This window comes from Pseudomonas sp. D47 (assembly GCF_045447305.1).
In the GTDB taxonomy this organism is placed as follows: Bacteria; Pseudomonadota; Gammaproteobacteria; order Pseudomonadales; family Pseudomonadaceae; genus Aquipseudomonas.
The window spans coordinates 1-19,667 of sequence record NZ_JBJGXU010000011.1 but is presented as its reverse complement, the minus strand read 5'-3'; the positions used below and the strand labels follow the sequence as shown (position 1 = coordinate 19,667).

At 60.3% G+C, this 19,667-nt stretch carries 16 protein-coding genes; 10 read left to right on the top strand and 6 right to left on the bottom strand.

The genetic code is table 11. From position 1 onward, the window contains the following. The first annotated feature begins 101 nt into the window (after positions 1-101). From ACI77I_RS10200 to ACI77I_RS10185, 4 genes are read left to right on the top strand one after another with little or no spacing between them, the layout of a single operon-like run. Positions 102-1,643 (top strand): catalase, encoded by a 1,542-nt coding sequence (locus ACI77I_RS10200; RefSeq protein WP_406997431.1) that lies wholly within the window; start codon positions 102-104, stop codon positions 1,641-1,643. 56 nt (positions 1,644-1,699) lie between these two features. After that, positions 1,700-2,239 (top strand): ankyrin repeat domain-containing protein, encoded by a 540-nt coding sequence (locus ACI77I_RS10195; RefSeq protein WP_094952949.1) that lies wholly within the window; start codon positions 1,700-1,702, stop codon positions 2,237-2,239. Positions 2,240-2,274: 35 nt separating this feature from the next. Further along, positions 2,275-3,642, top strand: a complete 1,368-nt coding sequence (gene radA / locus ACI77I_RS10190; protein WP_094952948.1) for a DNA repair protein RadA — start codon at positions 2,275-2,277, stop codon at positions 3,640-3,642. Between the two features lie 27 nt (positions 3,643-3,669). Continuing rightward, on the top strand, positions 3,670-4,404 hold the full coding sequence (locus ACI77I_RS10185) for a hypothetical protein (protein ID WP_406997430.1): 735 nt from the start codon (positions 3,670-3,672) through the stop codon (positions 4,402-4,404). A gap of 4 nt (positions 4,405-4,408) precedes the next feature. Here the strand turns inward: ACI77I_RS10185 and ACI77I_RS10180 are convergent, their stop codons facing one another. Beyond that, on the bottom strand, positions 4,409-4,777 hold the full coding sequence (locus ACI77I_RS10180; protein ID WP_094952947.1) for a PilZ domain-containing protein: 369 nt from the start codon (positions 4,775-4,777) through the stop codon (positions 4,409-4,411). A 174-nt stretch (positions 4,778-4,951) separates the two neighbouring features. Here ACI77I_RS10180 and ACI77I_RS10175 point away from each other — a divergent pair, with 174 nt between their 5' ends. From ACI77I_RS10175 to yjiA, 3 genes are all read left to right on the top strand, one after another. After that, entirely contained in the window at positions 4,952-7,018 is a 2,067-nt protein-coding gene (locus ACI77I_RS10175; RefSeq protein WP_094952946.1) for a carbon starvation CstA family protein, read from the top strand. Between the two features lie 15 nt (positions 7,019-7,033). Continuing rightward, a complete protein-coding gene (locus ACI77I_RS10170; RefSeq protein ID WP_003176208.1) occupies positions 7,034-7,231 on the top strand; it encodes a YbdD/YjiX family protein in 198 nt (65 codons plus the stop codon). A 179-nt stretch (positions 7,232-7,410) separates the two neighbouring features. Next, entirely contained in the window at positions 7,411-8,370 is a 960-nt protein-coding gene (yjiA, locus tag ACI77I_RS10165) for a GTPase (RefSeq protein WP_094952945.1), read from the top strand. Positions 8,371-8,566: 196 nt separating this feature from the next. Here yjiA and glyA read toward each other — a convergent pair whose 3' ends face one another. Together glyA and ACI77I_RS10155 are read right to left on the bottom strand one after the other, a co-directional pair. Further along, positions 8,567-9,820, bottom strand: coding sequence for a serine hydroxymethyltransferase (gene glyA, locus ACI77I_RS10160; protein ID WP_119740983.1), 1,254 nt, complete (start codon positions 9,818-9,820; stop codon positions 8,567-8,569). Positions 9,821-10,044: 224 nt separating this feature from the next. After that, a complete protein-coding gene (locus tag ACI77I_RS10155; RefSeq protein WP_406997429.1) occupies positions 10,045-13,896 on the bottom strand; it encodes an EAL domain-containing protein in 3,852 nt (1,283 codons plus the stop codon). Between the two features lie 283 nt (positions 13,897-14,179). Between ACI77I_RS10155 and ettA the strand changes: the two genes are divergently transcribed. Then, positions 14,180-15,844 (top strand): energy-dependent translational throttle protein EttA, encoded by a 1,665-nt coding sequence (gene ettA / locus ACI77I_RS10150; protein ID WP_094952942.1) that lies wholly within the window; start codon positions 14,180-14,182, stop codon positions 15,842-15,844. 340 nt (positions 15,845-16,184) lie between these two features. Beyond that, positions 16,185-17,522, top strand: coding sequence for an NADP-specific glutamate dehydrogenase (gene gdhA, locus ACI77I_RS10145; protein WP_406997428.1), 1,338 nt, complete (start codon positions 16,185-16,187; stop codon positions 17,520-17,522). On the opposite strand, the gene ACI77I_RS10140 is transcribed toward gdhA, so the two are convergent. Further along, the gene (locus tag ACI77I_RS10140; RefSeq protein ID WP_406997427.1) at positions 17,519-18,007 is read right to left on the bottom strand and encodes a GreA/GreB family elongation factor; all 489 of its coding nucleotides are present in this window, start codon (positions 18,005-18,007) and stop codon (positions 17,519-17,521) included. The genes gdhA and ACI77I_RS10140 overlap by 4 nt on opposite strands. Before the next feature lie 109 nt (positions 18,008-18,116). Further along, positions 18,117-18,473 (bottom strand): hypothetical protein, encoded by a 357-nt coding sequence (locus ACI77I_RS10135; protein ID WP_094952939.1) that lies wholly within the window; start codon positions 18,471-18,473, stop codon positions 18,117-18,119. Between the two features lie 427 nt (positions 18,474-18,900). Here ACI77I_RS10135 and ACI77I_RS10130 point away from each other — a divergent pair, with 427 nt between their 5' ends. Beyond that, the gene (locus tag ACI77I_RS10130) at positions 18,901-19,191 is read left to right on the top strand and encodes a DUF3077 domain-containing protein (RefSeq protein WP_406997426.1); all 291 of its coding nucleotides are present in this window, start codon (positions 18,901-18,903) and stop codon (positions 19,189-19,191) included. 115 nt (positions 19,192-19,306) lie between these two features. Here the strand turns inward: ACI77I_RS10130 and ACI77I_RS10125 are convergent, their stop codons facing one another. Continuing rightward, the gene (locus tag ACI77I_RS10125; protein ID WP_094952937.1) at positions 19,307-19,612 is read right to left on the bottom strand and encodes a chorismate mutase; all 306 of its coding nucleotides are present in this window, start codon (positions 19,610-19,612) and stop codon (positions 19,307-19,309) included. Positions 19,613-19,667: the final 55 nt, after the last annotated feature.

Below are 19,667 nucleotides of genomic sequence, written 5' to 3'. Positions count from 1 at the left end.
ATCGACCTGGTGGTGTTTTTCTATTTATCTTCTGACTCGCGGGTCACTAGCCTCTGGCAAGCACGACTGAATGTGCACTAAAAAAACCAGAGGAACCCTCGATGAAGAATCCAATGAAGCGCGGCCCGATTATCGCGCGACATGCGCTGATACTGGCGAGCGCCAGCCTGCTTTCGCTGTCCGTACACGCTGCCAACCTGACCCGCGATAACGGCGCCGCCGTTGGCGACAACCAGAATTCGCAAACCGCCGGCGCCAATGGCCCGGTGCTGCTGCAAGACGTGCAGTTGATTCAGAAGTTGCAGCGCTTCGACCGTGAACGCATCCCCGAGCGTGTGGTACACGCCCGCGGCACCGGCGCCCACGGTACCTTCACCGTCACTGACAACCTCAGTGACCTGACCAAGGCCAAGGTCTTCGCCGCTGGCGAGGCCACCCCAGTGTTCGTGCGCTTCTCGGCCGTTGTCCACGGTAACCATTCCCCGGAAACCCTGCGTGACCCACGCGGCTTTGCCACCAAGTTCTATACCGCCGAAGGCAATTGGGACTTAGTGGGCAATAACTTCCCGACGTTCTTTATCCGCGATGCCATCAAGTTTCCGGACATGGTTCACGCGTTCAAGCCTGACCCGCGCACCAACCTGGACGACGACTCTCGTCGTTTCGACTTCTTCTCCCATGTCCCTGAGTCCACTCGTACGCTGACCGAGTTGTACTCCGACTCCGGCACGCCGGCCAGTTACCGGGAAATGGACGGCAACGGCGTGCACGCTTACAAGTTGATCAACGCCAAGGGCGAAGTGCACTACGTCAAGTTCCACTGGAAGAGCCTGCAAGGCATCAAGAACCTCGACCCCAAGCAAGTCACCGAAGTGCAAGGGCGTGACTACAGCCACATGACCAATGACTTGGTTACCCACATCAACAAGGGCGACTTCCCCAAGTGGGACCTGTACGTGCAAGTGCTCAAGCCTGAAGACTTGGCCAAGTTCGATTTCGACCCGTTGGACGCCACCAAAATCTGGCCGAACGTGCCGGAGCGTAAAGTCGGGCAGATGGTGCTGAACCGCAACCCGGCGAATGTCTTCCAGGAAACCGAACAAGTGGCCATGGCCCCGGCCAACCTAGTGCCGGGCATCGAGCCGTCGGAAGACCGCCTGCTGCAAGGCCGGGTGTTCTCCTACGCCGACACGCAGATGTATCGCCTGGGGGCGAATGCCCTGCAATTGCCGATCAACGCACCCCGTGTGACCGTCAACAACGGTAACCAGGATGGCGCGATGAACTTCGGCAAAACCAGCACCGGCGTGAACTACCAGCCAAGCCGCCTGTTGCCACGCGAAGAGCCACAAACCGCGCGTTACAGCCAGTCGGTACTGTCGGGCAGCACCCAGCAGGCGAAGATCCAGCGTGAGCAGAACTTCAAGCAGGCCGGTGACTTGTACCGCTCTTACAGCAAGAAAGAGCGCCAGGACCTGATCGACAACTTCGGCGGCTCGCTGGCCACCACCGATGACGAGAGCAAGCACATCATCCTGTCGTTCCTCTACAAGGCGGACCCGGAGTACGGCACCGGCGTGACCAAGGTCGCCAAGGGTGATTTGGCGCGCGTGAAAGCGCTGGCAGACAAACTGACTGACTGACGTTGGTTCCGGTCGGCGCCCTTGCACGGGCGTCGACCCCTGGCAGGAGACACCCCATGCGTATTTCGATTGGTTTACTGATGGCGATGCTGGCCTTTGTCGCCCGTGCCGAGTCGCCCGACCCCGTCGCGCTCAAGGCGCAGTTGCAGGACTACTATTTCGACGCCGCCCGCCGTGGCGATATCGACATGCTCAACACCTTCATCGAGTCCGGCTACAGCCTCAACACCCAGGACGAGAAGGGCTACACCGCGCTGATCCTCGCCGCCTACCACGGCCAGGGCTCCTTTGTAGAACGCTTGCTCAACGCGGGCGCCGACGCCTGTGTGCAGGACAAACGCGGCAACACCGCGCTGATGGGCGCGATCTTCAAGGGCGAACTGAAAATTGCCCAGCGCCTGCTCGCCACCGACTGCAACCCCGACCAGCGCAACGGCGCCGGGCAGACGGCGGCCATGTACGCCGGGCTGTTCAAACGTGTCGAACTGCTCGATGAACTCAAAGCCAAAGGCGCCGACCTCAATGCCGAAGACCCGATCGGCAACAGCGCTTCACGATTAGCCAGTGGTGAAATTCGGACCCCGGCACCGCGCTGAGCTATCATCGCGGTTTTTCGGTTGGAGGTTCTCAAATGGCAAAGGCCAAGCGCATGTACGGCTGCACCGAGTGCGGCGCGACCTTTCCCAAGTGGGCCGGCCAATGCACCGAGTGCGGCGCATGGAACACCCTGACTGAAACCATGATCGAAAGCGGCGGCGCTTCGGCCCCCACCGGCCGCGCCGGCTGGACCGGGCAACAGGCGCAGATCAAGACCCTGGCCGAAGTCAGCGTCGAAGAAATCCCGCGTTTCTCCACCGCGTCCGGTGAGCTGGACCGCGTGCTCGGCGGCGGCCTGGTGGACGGCTCGGTGGTGCTGATCGGCGGTGACCCGGGCATCGGTAAATCGACCATCCTGCTGCAAACCCTGTGCAGCATTGCCAGCCGCATGCCGGCGCTGTACGTCACTGGCGAAGAATCCCAGCAGCAAGTGGCAATGCGCGCCCGCCGCCTGGGCTTGCCCCAGGACCAACTGCGGGTGATGACCGAAACCTGCATCGAAAGCATCATCGCCACGGCGCGCATCGAAAAGCCCAAGGTCATGGTGATCGACTCGATCCAGACGATTTTCACCGAGCAATTGCAATCGGCACCGGGCGGCGTGTCCCAGGTGCGCGAAAGTGCGGCGTTGCTGGTGCGGTATGCCAAGCAGAGCGGCACGGCGATCTTTCTGGTCGGCCACGTGACCAAAGAGGGCGCGCTGGCCGGGCCACGGGTGCTCGAGCACATGGTCGACACCGTGCTGTATTTCGAAGGCGAATCCGATGGCCGACTGCGCTTGCTGCGGGCGGTGAAGAACCGCTTCGGCGCGGTCAACGAACTGGGTGTGTTCGCCATGACCGACCGCGGGCTGAAAGAAGTCTCCAACCCGTCCGCGATCTTTCTGACGCGCGCCCAGGAAGAAGTCCCAGGCAGTGTGGTGATGGCAACGTGGGAAGGCACCCGGCCAATGCTGGTGGAAGTGCAGGCGTTGGTGGATGACAGTCACTTGGCCAACCCGCGCCGGGTCACCCTCGGCCTGGACCAGAACCGCCTGGCGATGCTGCTTGCCGTGCTGCACCGTCACGGTGGCATTCCTACCCACGACCAGGACGTGTTCCTCAACGTGGTCGGCGGGGTCAAGGTGCTGGAAACCGCGTCTGACCTGGCGCTGATGGCGGCGGTGATGTCCAGCTTGCGCAATAAACCGCTGCCCCACGACCTGTTGGTGTTCGGCGAAGTTGGCCTGTCAGGCGAAGTGCGCCCGGTGCCCAGTGGCCAGGAGCGCTTGAAGGAAGCCGCCAAGCACGGCTTCAAACGCGCGATTGTGCCCAAGGGCAATGCGCCGAAGGAAATGCCGGCGGGGTTGAAGGTGATTGGCGTGACGCGCCTGGAACAGGCGTTGGATGCACTTTTCGAATAATTTATGGATCAGTCAGGGATGAGTGCAATGCATAACGCCAATCGCTGGGCAGCCATTGCCCTGTTCATGGCCTTGGTGGGATTGCCGGGGATCGCCTTGGCCGAGTCGGCCAAGCTGCCGATCGGTTACCGATCGGCGCAGAAATTGGCGACGCAGTACGGCAGCGTGTTGCAGGTGCTGGAAGACCAACGCATCAGCGCCCAGTTGCACAAAGACAGCTGGGGCAGTGGCCTGGATGAGGACTCGTTTGACGAGCCCGGTGATCTGGTTGAAAACCCGCTGCTCAAAGCCCAGCTGCGCTTGCTGTCGGCGTCCGGCGAGGTACTGGCGAGCAAAGATCTCGGCTACCCCTTGGCCAAGGTCGAAAAGGCCCCAATCAAAGGGCTGCCGGAACCTGTGTATTTTTTGACCATCGATCAGACGGCGCCAATGGGCAGCTATAGCGGCCCCGCGACGCAACTGCTGCTGCCGACCAAGCAGCAACTCAACCCGGTGAATTACAAGGGCGCCGGCGGTAAGGTCGAGCCATTGACCCTGGCCCAAACCGGCAAAGCCGCGTGGCAGATTGCAACACCCGCCGAGGGTGGCGCAGATGAATTGTTGCAAGTCTCTTCATTTATGGACGGTGACGGCGATGATGATTTCGCCACGCGCTTTGAAACCTACCGTTTTGTCGACGGGCAATGGCAGGCCACATCGAGCCAGAAGGCGGGCTACTGGGACGCGGAAAACGAATTCCCTGCGCGTACGGCGTTTCCCTGAATCGTCACACCTGCAGCAGCGCGCCGAGTTCCCGTTCAAGTTCTTCCTGATCGCCGAGGTTCAACTCGATCAACCGCCGCAAATGGCTGATCGACTCCAGGTCGATGTACTCGCACACAAAACCCAACTGCCCATGGTCGTCATGGGCCAGCGTCCCCTTCATCTTTATATGCGCCTGTGGGTCCAGGCGGATATCCACGTCGAACGACTCTGCGCGATTGCCCTGCCAGTCATCCGGCCGTTGCACCAACAAGCCTTTGAGCGATAAATCCACCAATTGCACCGGCCAATTCCAGCCGTTTTGCGCAATGGTCGTTCGTGCATCGAAGGCGATACGCCGAAAACGGCGTCGATCAGACGGCTGTTCGCTCATGCTCAAATCCTCTGTGGGTAGAAGGATTGTAGCCGCGTGCCATCAACGGGCCTTTATTTCTGCTTTTTTTACGCTTGCAAGGCTCTAGACCAACGTAGGGGGGTGGCCTTTAAGGCCAGTAGCGCTAAACTCGGGCTGGCTGTCCTTTCTGTCCACCCTGGCTGGAATATAAAAATGAAAAATAATAATAGCCTGCTACGCCACTTACCCTGGCTGGTGCTGGCAATCGTAGGCGCGTGCGCCCTGGGCGTAGTGGCCTTGCGCCGCGGCGAGGCGATCAACGCCTTGTGGATTGTGGTCGCTGCTGTGGCCATCTACCTGGTTGCGTACCGTTACTACAGTCTGTTCATCGCTAACAACGTGATGCAGCTCGATCCACGACGGGCCACCCCCGCAGTGCTCAACAATGACGGTCTGGACTATGTGCCGACCAACAAACACATCCTTTTTGGTCACCACTTTGCGGCGATTGCCGGTGCAGGCCCGCTGGTCGGCCCGGTACTGGCGGCGCAAATGGGCTACCTGCCCGGCACCCTGTGGCTGATTGCCGGGGTGGTGTTGGCGGGCGCGGTGCAGGATTTCATGATCCTGTTCCTGTCCACCCGTCGCAACGGCCGCTCCCTCGGGGACATGGTCCGCGAAGAAATGGGCCGCATTCCCGGGACCATCGCGCTGTTTGGCTGCTTCCTGATCATGATCATCATCCTCGCGGTGCTGTCGCTGATCGTGGTCAAGGCCCTGGCCGAAAGCCCGTGGGGCATCTTCACGGTGATGGCGACCATCCCGATCGCGATGTTCATGGGCGTCTACATGCGCTACATCCGCCCGGGCCGCATCGGTGAAATCTCGATTATTGGTGTGTTGTTGCTGCTGGGTTCGATCTGGCTGGGCGGGCAGATTGCCGCTGATCCAGTGTGGGCAAAAGCGTTCACCTTCACTGGGATCCAGATCACTTGGATGCTGGTCGGTTACGGCTTCGTGGCTGCGGTATTGCCGGTGTGGCTCATCCTCGCCCCGCGTGACTACCTGTCTACGTTCCTGAAGATCGGCACCATCATTGCCCTGGCAATCGGCATCCTGGTCACCATGCCCGACCTGAAAATGCCAGCATTGACTCAGTTTATCGATGGCACTGGCCCAGTGTGGAAGGGCGGTCTGTTCCCGTTCCTGTTCATCACCATCGCCTGTGGCGCGGTATCGGGTTTCCACGCACTGATTTCCTCGGGCACCACGCCCAAGCTGTTGGCCAATGAAGCCCACTCGCGCTACATCGGGTATGGCGGCATGTTGATGGAGTCGTTCGTGGCCATCATGGCCATGGTTGCCGCTTCGGTGATCGAGCCAGGCGTGTACTTCGCCATGAACAGCCCGGCTGCCGTGGTAGGTTCGGACGTGGTGACCGTTGCGCAAACCGTCAGCAGCTGGGGTTTCGCAATCACCCCTGAAGCGCTGCAAGCGGTGGCTAACGATATTGGTGAAACCACGATCCTGGCCCGTGCCGGCGGTGCGCCGACCCTGGCGGTTGGTATCGCGCAGATCCTGCACAGTGTGCTGCCGGGTGAAAACACCATGGCGTTCTGGTACCACTTTGCGATCCTATTCGAAGCGCTGTTCATCCTGACTGCAGTGGACGCCGGCACCCGCGCCGGTCGCTTCATGCTCCAGGATCTGCTCGGCTCCTTCGTCCCGGCGCTCAAGCGAACCGAGTCCTGGACCGCCAACCTGATCGCCACCGCAGGCTGCGTGGCGATGTGGGGCTACTTGCTGTACCAAGGCGTGATCGACCCATTGGGCGGCATCAACACCTTGTGGCCGCTGTTCGGTATCTCCAACCAGATGCTGGCCGGTATCGCGCTGATGCTCGCCACGGTTGTGCTGATAAAAATGAAACGCCAGCGCTACATCTGGGTGACCATGCTGCCGGCGGTCTGGTTGCTGATCTGCACCGTGACCGCAGGCTTCATCAAGCTGTTCGATGCGAACCCGGCGATTGGCTTCCTGTCGCTGGCCAAGAAGTACAGCGATGCGTTGGCCAACGGGCAGATACTTGCCCCGGCGAAGAGCATCGACCAGATGCAGCATGTGATCTGGAACGCCTACACGAACGCGACATTGACGGTACTGTTCCTGTTCGTGGTCTTCAGCATCCTGTTCTATGCGATCAAAGTCGGTGTGGCCGCCTGGGGTAACAAAGAACGTACGGATAAAGAATCCCCGTTCCAGGCCGTACCGGACGCTTAATCGAGGGTTGCAACCATGTTCAATGACATCAGTCGCCTCGGTAAATACCTCGGTCAGGCCGCACGCCTGATGGTCGGCATGCCCGACTACGATACGTACGTCGAGCATATGCAGACCAAACACCCGGACAAACCGATGATGGACTACAAGGCGTTCTTCCGGGAACGCCAGGAAGCCCGTTACGGTGGCAAGGGTGGGCCTAAGTGCTGCTAGCCCGATAAGTTGGGCGTGTGGTGATCCCCTGTGGGAGCGGGCTTGTGTGGGAGCTGGCTTGCCTGCGATAGCATCAGCTCGGTCTAACTGGAAGACCGAGGTGTCTGCATCGCAGGCAAGCCAGCCCCCACATAGGTCTGCTCCCACATTTGTTTCTGTGTTTCTTCAAGGAGAATATTTTGTCCTCTCCCATCCCCGTCACCATCCTCAGCGGCTTCCTCGGCGCCGGCAAAACCACCTTGCTGCGCCACCTGCTCAAAGCCGAACACGGCCTGAAAATCGCCGTGATCGAAAACGAATTCAGTGACGCCGGTATCGACACCCAGCTGTTAGGCGCCGAGCCGGTGCAGGTCATGACCCTGTCCAACGGCTGCGTGTGTTGCACCATCCACACCGACCTGACCAAAGCTCTGTACCTGCTGCTTGAGCGCCTGGACAGCGGCGAGATCGCCTTCGACCGCCTGGTGATCGAGTGCACCGGCTTGGCCGATCCTGCGCCCGTGGCCCAGACCTTTTTCATCGACGAAGAACTGCGCGAGCGCTATATCCTCGACGGCATCATTACCTTGGTGGACGCGGCCCATGCCGAACATCACCTGACCCAAACCATCGCCCAGGCCCAGATTGGTTTCGCCGACCGCCTGCTGGTGAGCAAGCGCGACCTGGTGGACGAAGCGACCTTCGATGCCCTCAGCCAGCGCCTGACCCGCATCAACCGCCGCGCGCCGATTCGGGTGGTCGACCACGGCGCCATCGACCTGGCCGAATTGCTTGATGTACGCGGCTTTAACCTCAACGCCGGCATGAGCCTGCGCCCGGTCAGCGCTGCGCCGTCTATCGACCGCATTTCCAGCTTGGTATTACGCACTGACCAGCCGCTGGATATCGACCGCCTCAGCGCGTTCATGAACGAGCTGTTGGAAGACCACGGCAAGCAACTGCTGCGCTACAAAGGTGTGCTGAACATTGCCGGTGAAGACCGGCGCATGGTGTTCCAGGGCGTGCTCAAGCTTTACGGGTTCGATTGGGACACCGAATGGGCCGAGGGCGAGGCGCGCGAAAGTGTGATTGTGTTTATTGCTGACGAACTGCCAGAAGACAAAATTCGCGAGGGCTTTGCGAAGGTCTACCAATCCTGATTTGAAATGCGATCAAACTGTGGGAGCTGGCTTGCCTGCGATAGCGGTTTTTCAGCTGATACAGCTGTGACTGATACACCGCCATCGCAGGCAAGCCAGCTCCCACATGGAAGTGCATTTCAAGTTGGGAACGCAGTGATTTCAGGCATAAAAAAGCCCGGCTCTAAAGCCGGGCTTTTTGTTCAAGCAACTGCAATCAAGCGCCGTATACCGGCAGCTTTTTGCAGATGGCCTTGACCTTCTCACGTACCGCGTCGATCACGGCTTCGTTGTTCAGGTCCGCCAGGATGTCGCAGATCCAGCCGGCCAGTTCCTTGCACTCTGCTTCCTTGAAGCCACGCGTGGTCACAGCCGGAGTACCGAAGCGCAGGCCGGAGGTGACGAACGGCGAACGAGGGTCGTTCGGCACGGAGTTTTTGTTCACGGTGATGAAGGCTTTGCCCAGGGCAGCGTCAGCATCTTTACCGGAAATGTCCTGCTTGATCAGCGACAGCAGGAACAGGTGGTTTTCAGTACCGCCGGACACCACGTCGTAGCCGCGTTCGATGAACACACCGGCCATGGCCTTGGCGTTCTTCACCACTTGTTGCTGGTAAGTCTTGAACTCAGGCTGCAGGGCTTCTTTGAAGCAGATTGCTTTAGCCGCGATCACGTGCTCCAGCGGGCCGCCTTGGGCGCCTGGGAATACAGCGGAGTTCAGCTTCTTCTCGATCTCGGCGTTGGCGCGCGCCAGGATCAGGCCGCCACGTGGGCCGCGCAGGGTTTTGTGAGTCGTGGTGGTGACCACGTCAGCGTAAGGCACCGGGTTCGGGTAGACGCCAGCGGCGACCAGACCGGCTACGTGAGCCATGTCCACGAACAGGTACGCGCCGACTTTGTCAGCGATCTCGCGAAAGCGTGGGAAATCCAGGATCTGCGAGTAGGCAGAGAAACCGGCCACGATCATTTTTGGCTTGTGCTCAACTGCCAGGCGCTCGACTTCGTCGTAGTCGATCAGGCCGTTGGCGTCGATACCGTATTGAACGGCGTTGTACAGCTTGCCGGAGGAGGAAACGCTGGCGCCGTGGGTCAGGTGACCGCCGTGGGCCAGGCTCATGCCCAGGATGGTGTCGCCGCCTTGCAGCAGGGCCAGGTACACGGCGCTGTTGGCTTGGGAGCCGGCGTGTGGCTGGACGTTGGCGTAATCGGCGCCGAACAGTTCCTTGGCACGGTCGATGGCCAACTGCTCAACCACGTCGACGTACTCGCAACCGCCGTAGTAGCGCTTGCCTGGGTAGCCTTCGGCGTACTTGTTGGTCAGAACCGAACCTTGAGCCTCCATCACCGCAGGGCTGGTGTAGTTTTCCGAAGCGATCAGCTCAATGTGCTCTTCCTGGCGCACGGCTTCTTGCTCCATGGCGGCGAAGAGATCGGCGTCGTACTTGGCAATAGTCAAATCACGGCTGAACATGGCGGTCCTCAAGGATCGGGGGCAGAAAAGGAGGGCATTCTAACCCAATGGGTTTTAGATGGCATATGAAAGGACATCATGTCGCGGACAAGTGGGGCTCATCTGGGGATAGGCGGTGCCTGTACTGGCCTCATCGCAGGCAAGCCAGCTCCCACATTTGAAATGCATTCCCCTGTGGGCGCCGGGCTTGCCCGCGATGGGGCCATCAGCACCCCTGCAAGGTTTCAGTCGAACAGAAAAAGCGCCTCGTTACTGAACTGCGCCTCAAACCGGTTCGCCGGCATCGGCCGCCCAAACAGATAACCCTGCACCTCATCGCAACCATGCTCCCGCAGGAAATCCAGCTGCTCATGGGTTTCCACACCCTCGGCGATCACCGCCAGGTTGAGGCTGTGGGCCATGGCGATAATCGCCCGGGCGATCTGCGCGTCCTGCTCACCGGACGGCAGGCCATCGACAAAGGTGCGGTCGATCTTCAACACGTCGATGGGGAATTGCTTGAGGTAGTTCAGCGACGAATAACCCGTGCCGAAGTCGTCCACCGCGATGCTCAGGCCGAGGTTTTTCAGGCTGGCGAGGATCTGCATGGCTTCGTTGACTTCGCGCATGAGGATACTTTCGGTCAGCTCCAACTCCAGGCACGCCGGCGGCAGGCCCGTGTCCCTGAGAATGGTGGCGATGCGCTCGCCTAGCTGGCCATCCGAGAATTGCCGCGCCGAGATGTTCACCGAGACTTTCGGCACGCGCACCTTGTTCTGGTGCCAGGTCTTGAGCTGGCGGCAGGCTTCGGCCAGCACCCAATCGCCCACGTCCACCACCAGCCCCAACTCTTCCAGCACCGGAATAAAGTCACCCGGCGGCACCAGCCCACGGCGTGGGTGGCGCCAGCGCAGCAGGGCTTCGGCGCCGGTCAAACGTTTGCCATCGCCGCTGAACTGCGGTTGGTAATACAGCACGAATTCGTTCTGATCCAGCGCGTGGCGCAGGTCGCTTTCCAGTTCCAGACGCTCAAGCGCACTGGCGTTCATGTCGGCCTGGTAGAACTGGAAGTTGTTCTTGCCGCGCTCCTTGGCGTGGTACATCGCGGTGTCGGCGTTTTTCATCAGCTGGCTCAGCTCGTTGCCGTCCTGCGGGCTTAAAGCGATGCCGATACTGGCGGTCACGAAGAACTCGCGGCCCTCCAGCACAAACGGCTTCACCAGGCTCGCCAGAATCTGCTCGGCCACGGTGATTGCGCGGTTCAGCGCCATCTCGCGGCTGGCCCGCGGTTGCAGGAGCAAGGTGAACTCGTCGCCGCCCATGCGCGCCACGGTGTCGTCTTCGGCCACGCAACCGAGCAGGCGCGTGGCCATTTCCTTGAGCATGCGGTCGCCGGCGGCGTGGCCCAGGGAATCGTTGATCGGCTTGAAGCGGTCGAGGTCGAGGAACATCAGCACCACCCACGACTTCTGCCGCTCGGCCGACTGCAGTGCGGTGTGCAAGCGGTCCTGGAACAGCGTGCGGTTGGGCAGGTGGGTCAGGGCGTCGTAATACGCCAGGCGGTGGATGCGCTGTTCGCTGGCCTTGCGCTCGCTGATGTCGCTGAAGAAACACACGTAGCTGGCCAGGTCGCCTTCGTCATCGAACACGGCTGTAATGCCGACCCACGCCGGGTAATGTTCGCCATTGCGCCGCTTGAGCCACACTTCACCTTCCCAGGTGCTGTGCTGGTGCAGTTGCTTGAGCACATAACGCAGGTGGGCTTCCTGCTGTTCGTCGACGGTGAGCATGTTCGGCAACTGGTCGAGCACATCCGCCACGGCATAGCCGCTGACGCGGCTGAACGCCTCGTTGGCCTGCACGATGTAACCGGCCGGGTCGGTGATCAGGATCGCTGAGGTTGAGTGTTCGAACACCGTGGCCGCCATGCGCAGGTCTTTCTCGGCGCGGCGTTGCTGGCTGATATCGCGGCCTACACCGAGGATGCCTTCAAACGCGCCGTGTTCGTCCCACACCAGCACCAGGCGCAGCTCGATCGGCACCTTGCGCCCATCGGCGCGCAGGCAGTCGAACAAGAACAGCTGGGTTTGCACGTCATCGCGCAGTTTATTCAACGCCGCAACGTCGCCCAGCGAACGGCTGACCTGTTCCACCAGGCTGTAAATGCCGGTCAGTTGTTGCGGGTTGGCAATGATCGACTGCCAGCCATTCTTGAACACCCAATCCACGTCATAACCCAGCACGGCGTTGACCGACGGGCTGATGTAGTTGAGGGCCAGCTGGCTGTCGGTGGAGCAGATCACGTCGCTGATGCTTTCGGCCAGCATGCGGTAGCGCTGCTCGCTGTCACGCAGGGATTCGCTGGCTTCGATCTGGTCGGTAATGTCTTTGGCCACGCCGATGATCCGCGTGACCGCCGCGCTCTTGTCGCGGGCCAGGGCTTGCTCGCGGATATCGAAGCGCCGCCATTGGTTATCGCGGTGACGAAAGCGCAGTTGGCATTGCAGTTGGGTGGTGTAGCCGACTTCGCGTTGCTGCTGGCGCAAGTCGTGGTAATGCTCGGCGTCGTCCGGGTGCAGCAGGATTTCCCAGAAGTACTCGCCCATTTGCTGCAATTCGGCCTTGTTGTAGCCCAGGGTGTGGCCCAAATGGTGGTTGCTGAAAATCATTCGCTGGCTGATCACGTCCTGCACATACAGGTGATCCGGCACGGTGCGCACCACGTCCGACCAGAAGCTTTCGCGCTCCACCAGCGACAGCTCGATCAGCTTGCGGCTGGTGATGTCGCTGATGCTGAGGATCACCGCCTTGAAGTCGTCTTGCTGCTCAGGCAGGCGCATCACCAGCCACAGGTATTGATCATTGCCGGCGACGTCATTGAACTGGATCTCCAGCTCCAGCTGTTTTTGCTGGGTCAGTACAGCTTCAAGCACCTGATGACCGATGGCCGTGGCGTTGCGCGGGCAGTCATCGATCAGGCGCTCCCAGGCTTGCTCGCAAGAACTGACGTTCAACAGGCGCACAGCCACCTGGTTGACTTCGGTAACGCGCAATTCCTTGAGCAGTTGCTGGCGTTCTTCGGCGTTGTTGTGCAGCCATGCCTGCAATTGCTCGCGGGTTTGCCCATGGGCTTTGTCGAAGAACGCCTTCAAACCCGACAGGTCGAGCACGCACAGCGCCACACCGGTGCCTTCGAAAATATCCTGATAACGGCGGCGGCCCTCATGCACTTGGCGCTGGCGGCGGCGCATGTTCAGCAGCACGATCACCGGGATCAGCGAGAGGGCCAAGCCCAGCAGGCATTTGCCGATAAACGCCGGCAGCAGTTGCTCCAGCACGGCGCCGCGGTCTAACAGCCCGCGCAACTGCCAGTCGCTTTTGCTTAGCGGCGTGACCAGCACGCTTTTATTCAGTTCGTCCGGCGTGAGTGCAGAGGCCCATTGCGCCGGCATGCCGGTGTCACGGCCGACCACGCGGTGGTTCAGACGGTTTTCGATGGTCCACATCGGCCGCTGGCCCTGGCCGTCCTGGCGGGAAAGGTTGCTCAGGTAGCTGGGCGCCAGGCGCAAGGCCCAGTACATTTTTGAGCTGCCACTGGGCTGTTGCAGCAACAGGTAGATAAGCGTGCCGTCAGGGTTGTTGCTCAGGTAATAAGGCTGCGATTGGCTGCGCTGCACCAGTTCTTCCAGATAGGCGCTGTCCTGGCTGTCTTTGGCGGTGTCGCTGATCATCGCGCCGCTGGGGGCGAGCAGGGCGACACTGCGCAGCTCTGGCAACGAGCGTTGCAAGGTGCGCATCAAGGCCTGTTGCTGTTCGTCGTTGCGCGGTGGCTCGACCATCGGTAGCAAATTCAGGGCGATTTTTGCGCTCAGGGCCATGTTCAGGCTGATCTGTTCTGCCAGGTCGGCGCTGTAGTCGATGGTGTATTGCTGCTGGTTTTTTTGGTTCTGCTGCAATTGGTCCAGCAGTTGCCAGAACAACAACGCGAGCAGCATCAGGACAAGCGTCGCCAATGCGCCTTTGAGGGTGCCGTGCAGGGGCGCTCCCGGCGCTATATGAGCGGCGCGCAGGGGAGTGGGCGGCGTGACTTTGGACAAGCTATGATCCTGCGGTTTGGCTGGGTTGGCGCGCGACGTGCACTATAGCCGGACGCCCGGAGGGCGGCTAGCATGCCTTGACTTGTGGCAAAGTGCCAGTCCCGGCTGGCTGGACTGACCAAGCGCATTGAGGTAGCTTTGCCGGTTACGCGGGGGCGTTCCAGCCCCAGACATTCAGGCTTTTTGCGCACGAAGGCATTGATTACCGTCAACGGCCCGTGCGGCGCATGGCCTGCACGGGCTTCGCCCGCTCAATTCATCAGTCACTGACGCTAGGTTCACCATGGCTCAATACGTCTTCACCATGCATCGGCTGGGAAAAGTTGTTCCGCCGAAGCGGGAAATCCTGAAAAACATTTCGCTGTCCTTCTTCCCTGGCGCCAAGATCGGCGTGCTCGGCCTCAACGGTTCAGGTAAATCCACGCTGCTGAAAATCATGGCTGGCGTCGACACCGAGTTCGAAGGCGAAGCCCGTCCGATGCCCGAGCTGAACATCGGCTACCTGCCGCAAGAGCCGATCCTGGACCCGACCAAGACCGTGCGTGAAGTGGTCGAAGAGGCCGTGGCCGTGATCAAGAACGCCCAGGCGCGCCTGGACGAGGTCTACGCCGCCTACGCCGAAGAAGATGCCGACTTCGACAAGCTCGCCGCCGAACAGGCCAAGCTCGAAGCCATCTTGCAGGCCAGCGACGGTCACAACCTGGAGCGCCAGCTGGAAGTCGCCGCCGATGCGCTGCGCCTGCCGGCGTGGGACGCCAAGGTCGAATTCCTGTCGGGTGGTGAAAAACGTCGTGTGGCCCTGTGCCGCCTGCTGCTGTCGGCCCCCGACATGCTGCTGCTCGACGAACCGACCAACCACTTGGACGCCGATTCCGTCGCCTGGCTGGAACACTTCCTTCACGATTTCCCGGGCACCGTGGTTGCGATCACGCACGACCGGTACTTCCTGGACAACGTTGCCGGCTGGATCCTCGAGCTCGACCGTGGCGCCGGTATCCCTTACGAGGGCAACTACTCCGGTTGGCTGGAAGCCAAGTCCGACCGTCTGGCCGCCGAATCCAAGCAGCAATCGGCCCACGAAAAAGCCATGAAGGAAGAACTGGAGTGGGTGCGCAAAGGCGCCAAGGCCCGCCAGTCCAAATCCAAGGCACGTCTGCAACGCTTTGAAGAAATGCAGTCGCAGGAATTCCAGAAGCGCAGCGAAACCAACGAGATCTACATCCCGGCCGGCCCACGCCTGGGTGACAAGGTCATCGAGTTCAAGAACGTCAGCAAAGGCTATGGCGACCGCGTGCTGATCGATAACCTTTCGTTCTCGATGCCAAAAGGCGCGATCGTCGGCGTTATCGGTGGTAACGGTGCGGGTAAATCCACGCTGTTCCGCATGCTGATGGGCAAGGAAACCCCGGATTCTGGCACCATCGAAGTCGGCGAAACCGTGCAGTTGGCTTGCGTCGACCAGAGCCGCGAAGACCTGGATGGCAGCAAGACTGTGTTCCAGCAGATTTCCGACGGTTCCGACCAGATCCGCATCGGCAACTATGAAATCCCGTCGCGCACCTACGTCGGCCGTTTCAACTTCAAGGGCGGCGACCAGCAGAAGTTCGTCAAGGACCTGTCCGGTGGTGAGCGTGGTCGCTTGCACCTGGCCCTGACCTTGAAAGAGGGCGGCAACGTGTTGCTGCTCGACGAACCGTCCAACGACCTCGACGTTGAAACCCTGCGTTCCCTGGAAGAGGCCCTGCTGGACTTCCCGGGCGCCGCCATTGTGATCTCTCACGATCGGTGGTTCCTTGACCGCGTCGCGACCCACATCCTGGCGTACGAAGACGACTCCCAAGCGGTGTTCTTCGAAGGTAACTACACCGAGTACGAAGCGGACCGTAAAAAGCGTTTGGGCGAAGCGGCTGCCCAGCCGCACCGAGTACGCCACAAAAAACTGGCCTGATTTGGCGGGTTGTTTAAGAGAGCGGAGCCTTCGGGCTCCGTTTTTTTTGCGTGTTATTCAGGTGGCCCGCGGCGTCTGCATCGCAGGCAAGCCAGCGCCCACATTTTGATTTGTGAACACATGTCAAAAGTGGGAGCTGGCTTGCCTGCGATAGCAGTTTAACTGCTGGTGCATTCTCTAGAGTTGAATCCCTTTCTTGGTGCAAATAAACCGATTTATTTATATCCAATGCACCATTTAAATTCACAAAGGCGACATTTTGCGCTTTTCAGGTGCAGCATGAATTGCTAAGGTCCGGCTCAATCTCCTTTAAAAACAATCAATTTGCCGAGACGTTTCCATGATCGAATCTGTCGAATCCTTCCTCGCCCGCCTCAAGAAACGCGACCCCGACCAGCCGGAATTCCACCAAGCTGTAGAGGAGGTCTTACGCAGCTTGTGGCCGTTTCTAGAAGCCAACCCCCACTACCTGACCTCGGGCATCCTGGAGCGCATCTGCGAGCCGGAACGCGCGATTACTTTCCGGGTGTCGTGGGTGGATGATCACGGCAAGGTCCAGGTCAATCGCGGCTTCCGTATCCAGATGAACAGCGCCATAGGCCCCTACAAAGGCGGCCTGCGCTTCCACCCGTCGGTGAACTTGGGCGTGTTGAAATTCCTCGCCTTCGAGCAGACCTTCAAGAACTCCTTGACCTCGCTGCCCATGGGCGGCGGCAAAGGCGGCTCGGACTTCGACCCCAAGGGCAAGAGCGACGCCGAAGTGATGCGCTTCTGCCAGTCATTCATGAGCGAGCTGTACCGCCACATCGGCGCAGACGTGGACGTGCCCGCCGGCGATATCGGCGTGGGCGCGCGCGAAATCGGCTTTCTGTTTGGCCAGTACAAACGCCTCAGCAACCAGTTCACCTCGGTGCTGACCGGCAAAGGCATGGCCTACGGCGGTAGCTTGATCCGCCCCGAGGCCACCGGTTTCGGCTGCGTGTATTTCGCCGAAGCCATGCTCAAGCGCGACGGCCAGCGGGTTGAAGGCAAGCGCGTGGCCGTCTCCGGCTCCGGCAACGTCGCGCAATACGCGGCGCGCAAGGTCATGGACCTGGGCGGCAAGGTGATTTCCCTGTCCGACTCCGAAGGCACCCTGTACGCCGAAAGCGGGTTGACCGAGGAGCAATGGTCGGCCCTGCTGGAGTTGAAAAACGTGCAGCGCGGGCGCATCAGCGGACTCGCTGAGCGCTTTGGCCTGGAGTTCCGCAAAGGCAAAACCCCTTGGGAGCTAGCTTGCGACATCGCCCTGCCATGCGCCACCCAAAACGAACTCGACGCCGAGGCCGCCCGCACGCTGCTGCGCAATGGCTGCATGTGCGTGGCCGAAGGCGCCAACATGCCGACCACCTTGGAGGCTGTGGATATCTTTATCGAGGCGGGGATCTTGTTCGCGCCGGGCAAGGCCTCCAACGCCGGCGGTGTGGCCGTGAGTGGCCTGGAAATGTCGCAAAACGCCATGCGCCTGCTGTGGACCGCAGGCGAAGTCGACAGCAAATTGCACAACATCATGCAGTCGATCCACCACGCTTGCGTGCATTACGGCGAAGAAAACGGCCGGGTCAACTACGTGAAAGGCGCGAACATCGCCGGCTTCGTGAAAGTCGCCGACGCGATGCTGGCCCAAGGCATCGTCTAAGCCTCGGGCTCGATGCGCAGCACTTCGATCACCTGATCACCGACGGGGCGCTTCCACAGCACCTCCTCGCCCACCTCGGCGCCCAGCAACGCACGGCCCAGCGGCGAGCCCCAGTTGATCAGGTTGGCCTGGGCGTCGGCCTGGTCTTCACCGACCAACTGAATGCGCTGCTGCTCGTCGTGTTCGTTGGCGAAGGTGACCCAGCTGCCGATCTGCACCTTTGCAGTGGAGGTGGCCGGCGCCACGACTTGGGCGCTTTGCACCCGCTGGTTGAAGTAGCGCAAATCGCGCTCCAGATCCGCCTGGCGCTGTTTATTGTCCTTGGCGGACTCGAGGCTGTAGGCCTGCTGCAACTGCGCGACCTTGGCCTGCAACTGCGCCAACCCTTGCGCGGTCAGGCGGTTGGGTTGCTCACTGATCAGGCGCTCCACCGGCGGGTCAGCCTGGGCGGCGGCGTTGTCTTCGTTAACAAAAGCTCGGCTCATGACATTCTCCCTCTATGGCGTTTGGGCCATGGTCGCCGCGCGATCGTTCCCACGCTCTGCGTGGGCATGCAGCCCTGGACGCTCTGCGTGCGCTTTTCAGGAAAGCGACCTATTGCGAGCGATAAGCCCTGGCGGCGTCGCGGTCTTTCTCCTGCTGCCAGGCACGCTCACGGTCGTCCCAGTGATTGTCCTTGTAGTCGCGCAACTCCTCGCTTTCACGCATGGCCTTGCACTGGCGAAAGCCATCTTCCCAGCCTTCGGCGTACTCGCTGTCTTTCAGATAACGCGGCACGTTCTTGCGAAACTCCCCGCTGATCACGCCGGCGGCCTGGCGACCGCTGCTGCAACCGTCATCAAAGCCATCGGCGAAGGCCGGTGGATAACCTTTGGCGAGTAAATCTTGATGGGTTGACTGGCAACCCGACAGCCCCACTACCGCGCACAGCATTAACGCGTACCGCCACATTACGTACTCCCTGGCCGTTTCACGGCTGATAGGGGAAGTCTAGTCAGGGATTTGTCGGGGCGGCGTGAAAGGGAGGTGAGAAAGGTGTTGGGTTAAAGGGCCATCAACGACGATTCTCTTTAAATTGCAGGACGTTTCCTAGAGAATCCCTGGCCTATTGCGCCATAGGATTTGAGTGTCTAGCCTTCTCGGGTCGCTGCAAAACAGCGATTGGGTTTAGCGACCCGAGAAACGTAGGTACAACTTCCTCAACTCCTTTGGCTCGCGCTTTTTGCCTGCCTTATCGTGTTATGGCGGCTGTGCGCGGGAGACCTTCGGGTCTACCGGGTTCCTAGGTTACCGGTTCGCTAACCCGCGTACAGCTGCCACCTCTCCATGTTTAGCGACGTGCTGTGGCGGTTTCTACTTATTAACCTAAGGAAAAACCATGTCTAAAGTCGTCCCCAACCCACCCCTTTCCTCAATCACCACCCTCGGCGTCGTCACCTTCGGCGACTACGGTGAAAACGAAAAACCGCTGTTCCGCGTCAATTCTGGCATGCCGATCGACGAAGCCTTGGAACACGCCTCCACTTTGCTTTTTTACTCCAAGAAACTCGCCATGGAAGCCGCCATGGATGTGCGCGGCGAACAATACGCCTGGGCGGCGCATTATCTGTGTGAGATGGGCAAGGCCGTCGTGGACGACCTGACCCAAGCGATGACACCCGCCACCTAAAAGGCTGACACCGCTCTTGTGGCGAGGGAGCTTGCTCCCGCTGGACTGCGCAGCGGTCCTAATCTTTTGGGGCCGCTTCGCGCCCCAGCGGGAGCAAGCTCCCTCGCCACAGGGGTTATGTCGCCTGGTGGTTCTTCAGCGAAGCATGCTCGGCCAATTCCTGCTCAATAAACGCCGCAATCATTGCGCGATACACCTGCTCAGTGACCTCAGGGTTGGCGCCCACCGCCTCTGATAAACCCCGCACCTTGGCGATCACCTGTTCAACCCGCTGCGGTGCCTTCACACCATCGGCGTCTTTTTTAAAGCGCGCCGCTTGGGAGACGTAGTGGCCGCGTTCGGCCAGCAGGGTGACGATTTGTTGGTCGAGGCGGTCGATGTTTGCGCGGACTTCTTCAAGGGTGGTGCAGTTAACGGCCATGTTGATGAAACTCCTGATGGGGTGGGCAATGCGATGTGTCTGAATATACGCGAGC

Excerpts from the sequence above, each read along its gene's own strand:
- ACI77I_RS10200 (WP_406997431.1), top strand. The coding sequence starts at position 102 with ATGAAGAATCCAATGAAGCGCGGCCCGATTATCGCGCGACATGCGCTG.
- ACI77I_RS10195 (WP_094952949.1), top strand. The coding sequence starts at position 1,700 with ATGCGTATTTCGATTGGTTTACTGATGGCGATGCTGGCCTTTGTCGCC.
- radA (WP_094952948.1), top strand. The coding sequence starts at position 2,275 with ATGGCAAAGGCCAAGCGCATGTACGGCTGCACCGAGTGCGGCGCGACC.
- ACI77I_RS10185 (WP_406997430.1), top strand. The coding sequence starts at position 3,670 with ATGCATAACGCCAATCGCTGGGCAGCCATTGCCCTGTTCATGGCCTTG.
- ACI77I_RS10180 (WP_094952947.1), bottom strand. The coding sequence starts at position 4,777 with ATGAGCGAACAGCCGTCTGATCGACGCCGTTTTCGGCGTATCGCCTTC.
- ACI77I_RS10175 (WP_094952946.1), top strand. The coding sequence starts at position 4,952 with ATGAAAAATAATAATAGCCTGCTACGCCACTTACCCTGGCTGGTGCTG.
- ACI77I_RS10170 (WP_003176208.1), top strand. The coding sequence starts at position 7,034 with ATGTTCAATGACATCAGTCGCCTCGGTAAATACCTCGGTCAGGCCGCA.
- glyA (WP_119740983.1), bottom strand. The coding sequence starts at position 9,820 with ATGTTCAGCCGTGATTTGACTATTGCCAAGTACGACGCCGATCTCTTC.
- ettA (WP_094952942.1), top strand. The coding sequence starts at position 14,180 with ATGGCTCAATACGTCTTCACCATGCATCGGCTGGGAAAAGTTGTTCCG.
- gdhA (WP_406997428.1), top strand. The coding sequence starts at position 16,185 with ATGATCGAATCTGTCGAATCCTTCCTCGCCCGCCTCAAGAAACGCGAC.
- ACI77I_RS10140 (WP_406997427.1), bottom strand. The coding sequence starts at position 18,007 with ATGAGCCGAGCTTTTGTTAACGAAGACAACGCCGCCGCCCAGGCTGAC.
- ACI77I_RS10135 (WP_094952939.1), bottom strand. The coding sequence starts at position 18,473 with ATGTGGCGGTACGCGTTAATGCTGTGCGCGGTAGTGGGGCTGTCGGGT.
- ACI77I_RS10130 (WP_406997426.1), top strand. The coding sequence starts at position 18,901 with ATGTCTAAAGTCGTCCCCAACCCACCCCTTTCCTCAATCACCACCCTC.
- ACI77I_RS10125 (WP_094952937.1), bottom strand. The coding sequence starts at position 19,612 with ATGGCCGTTAACTGCACCACCCTTGAAGAAGTCCGCGCAAACATCGAC.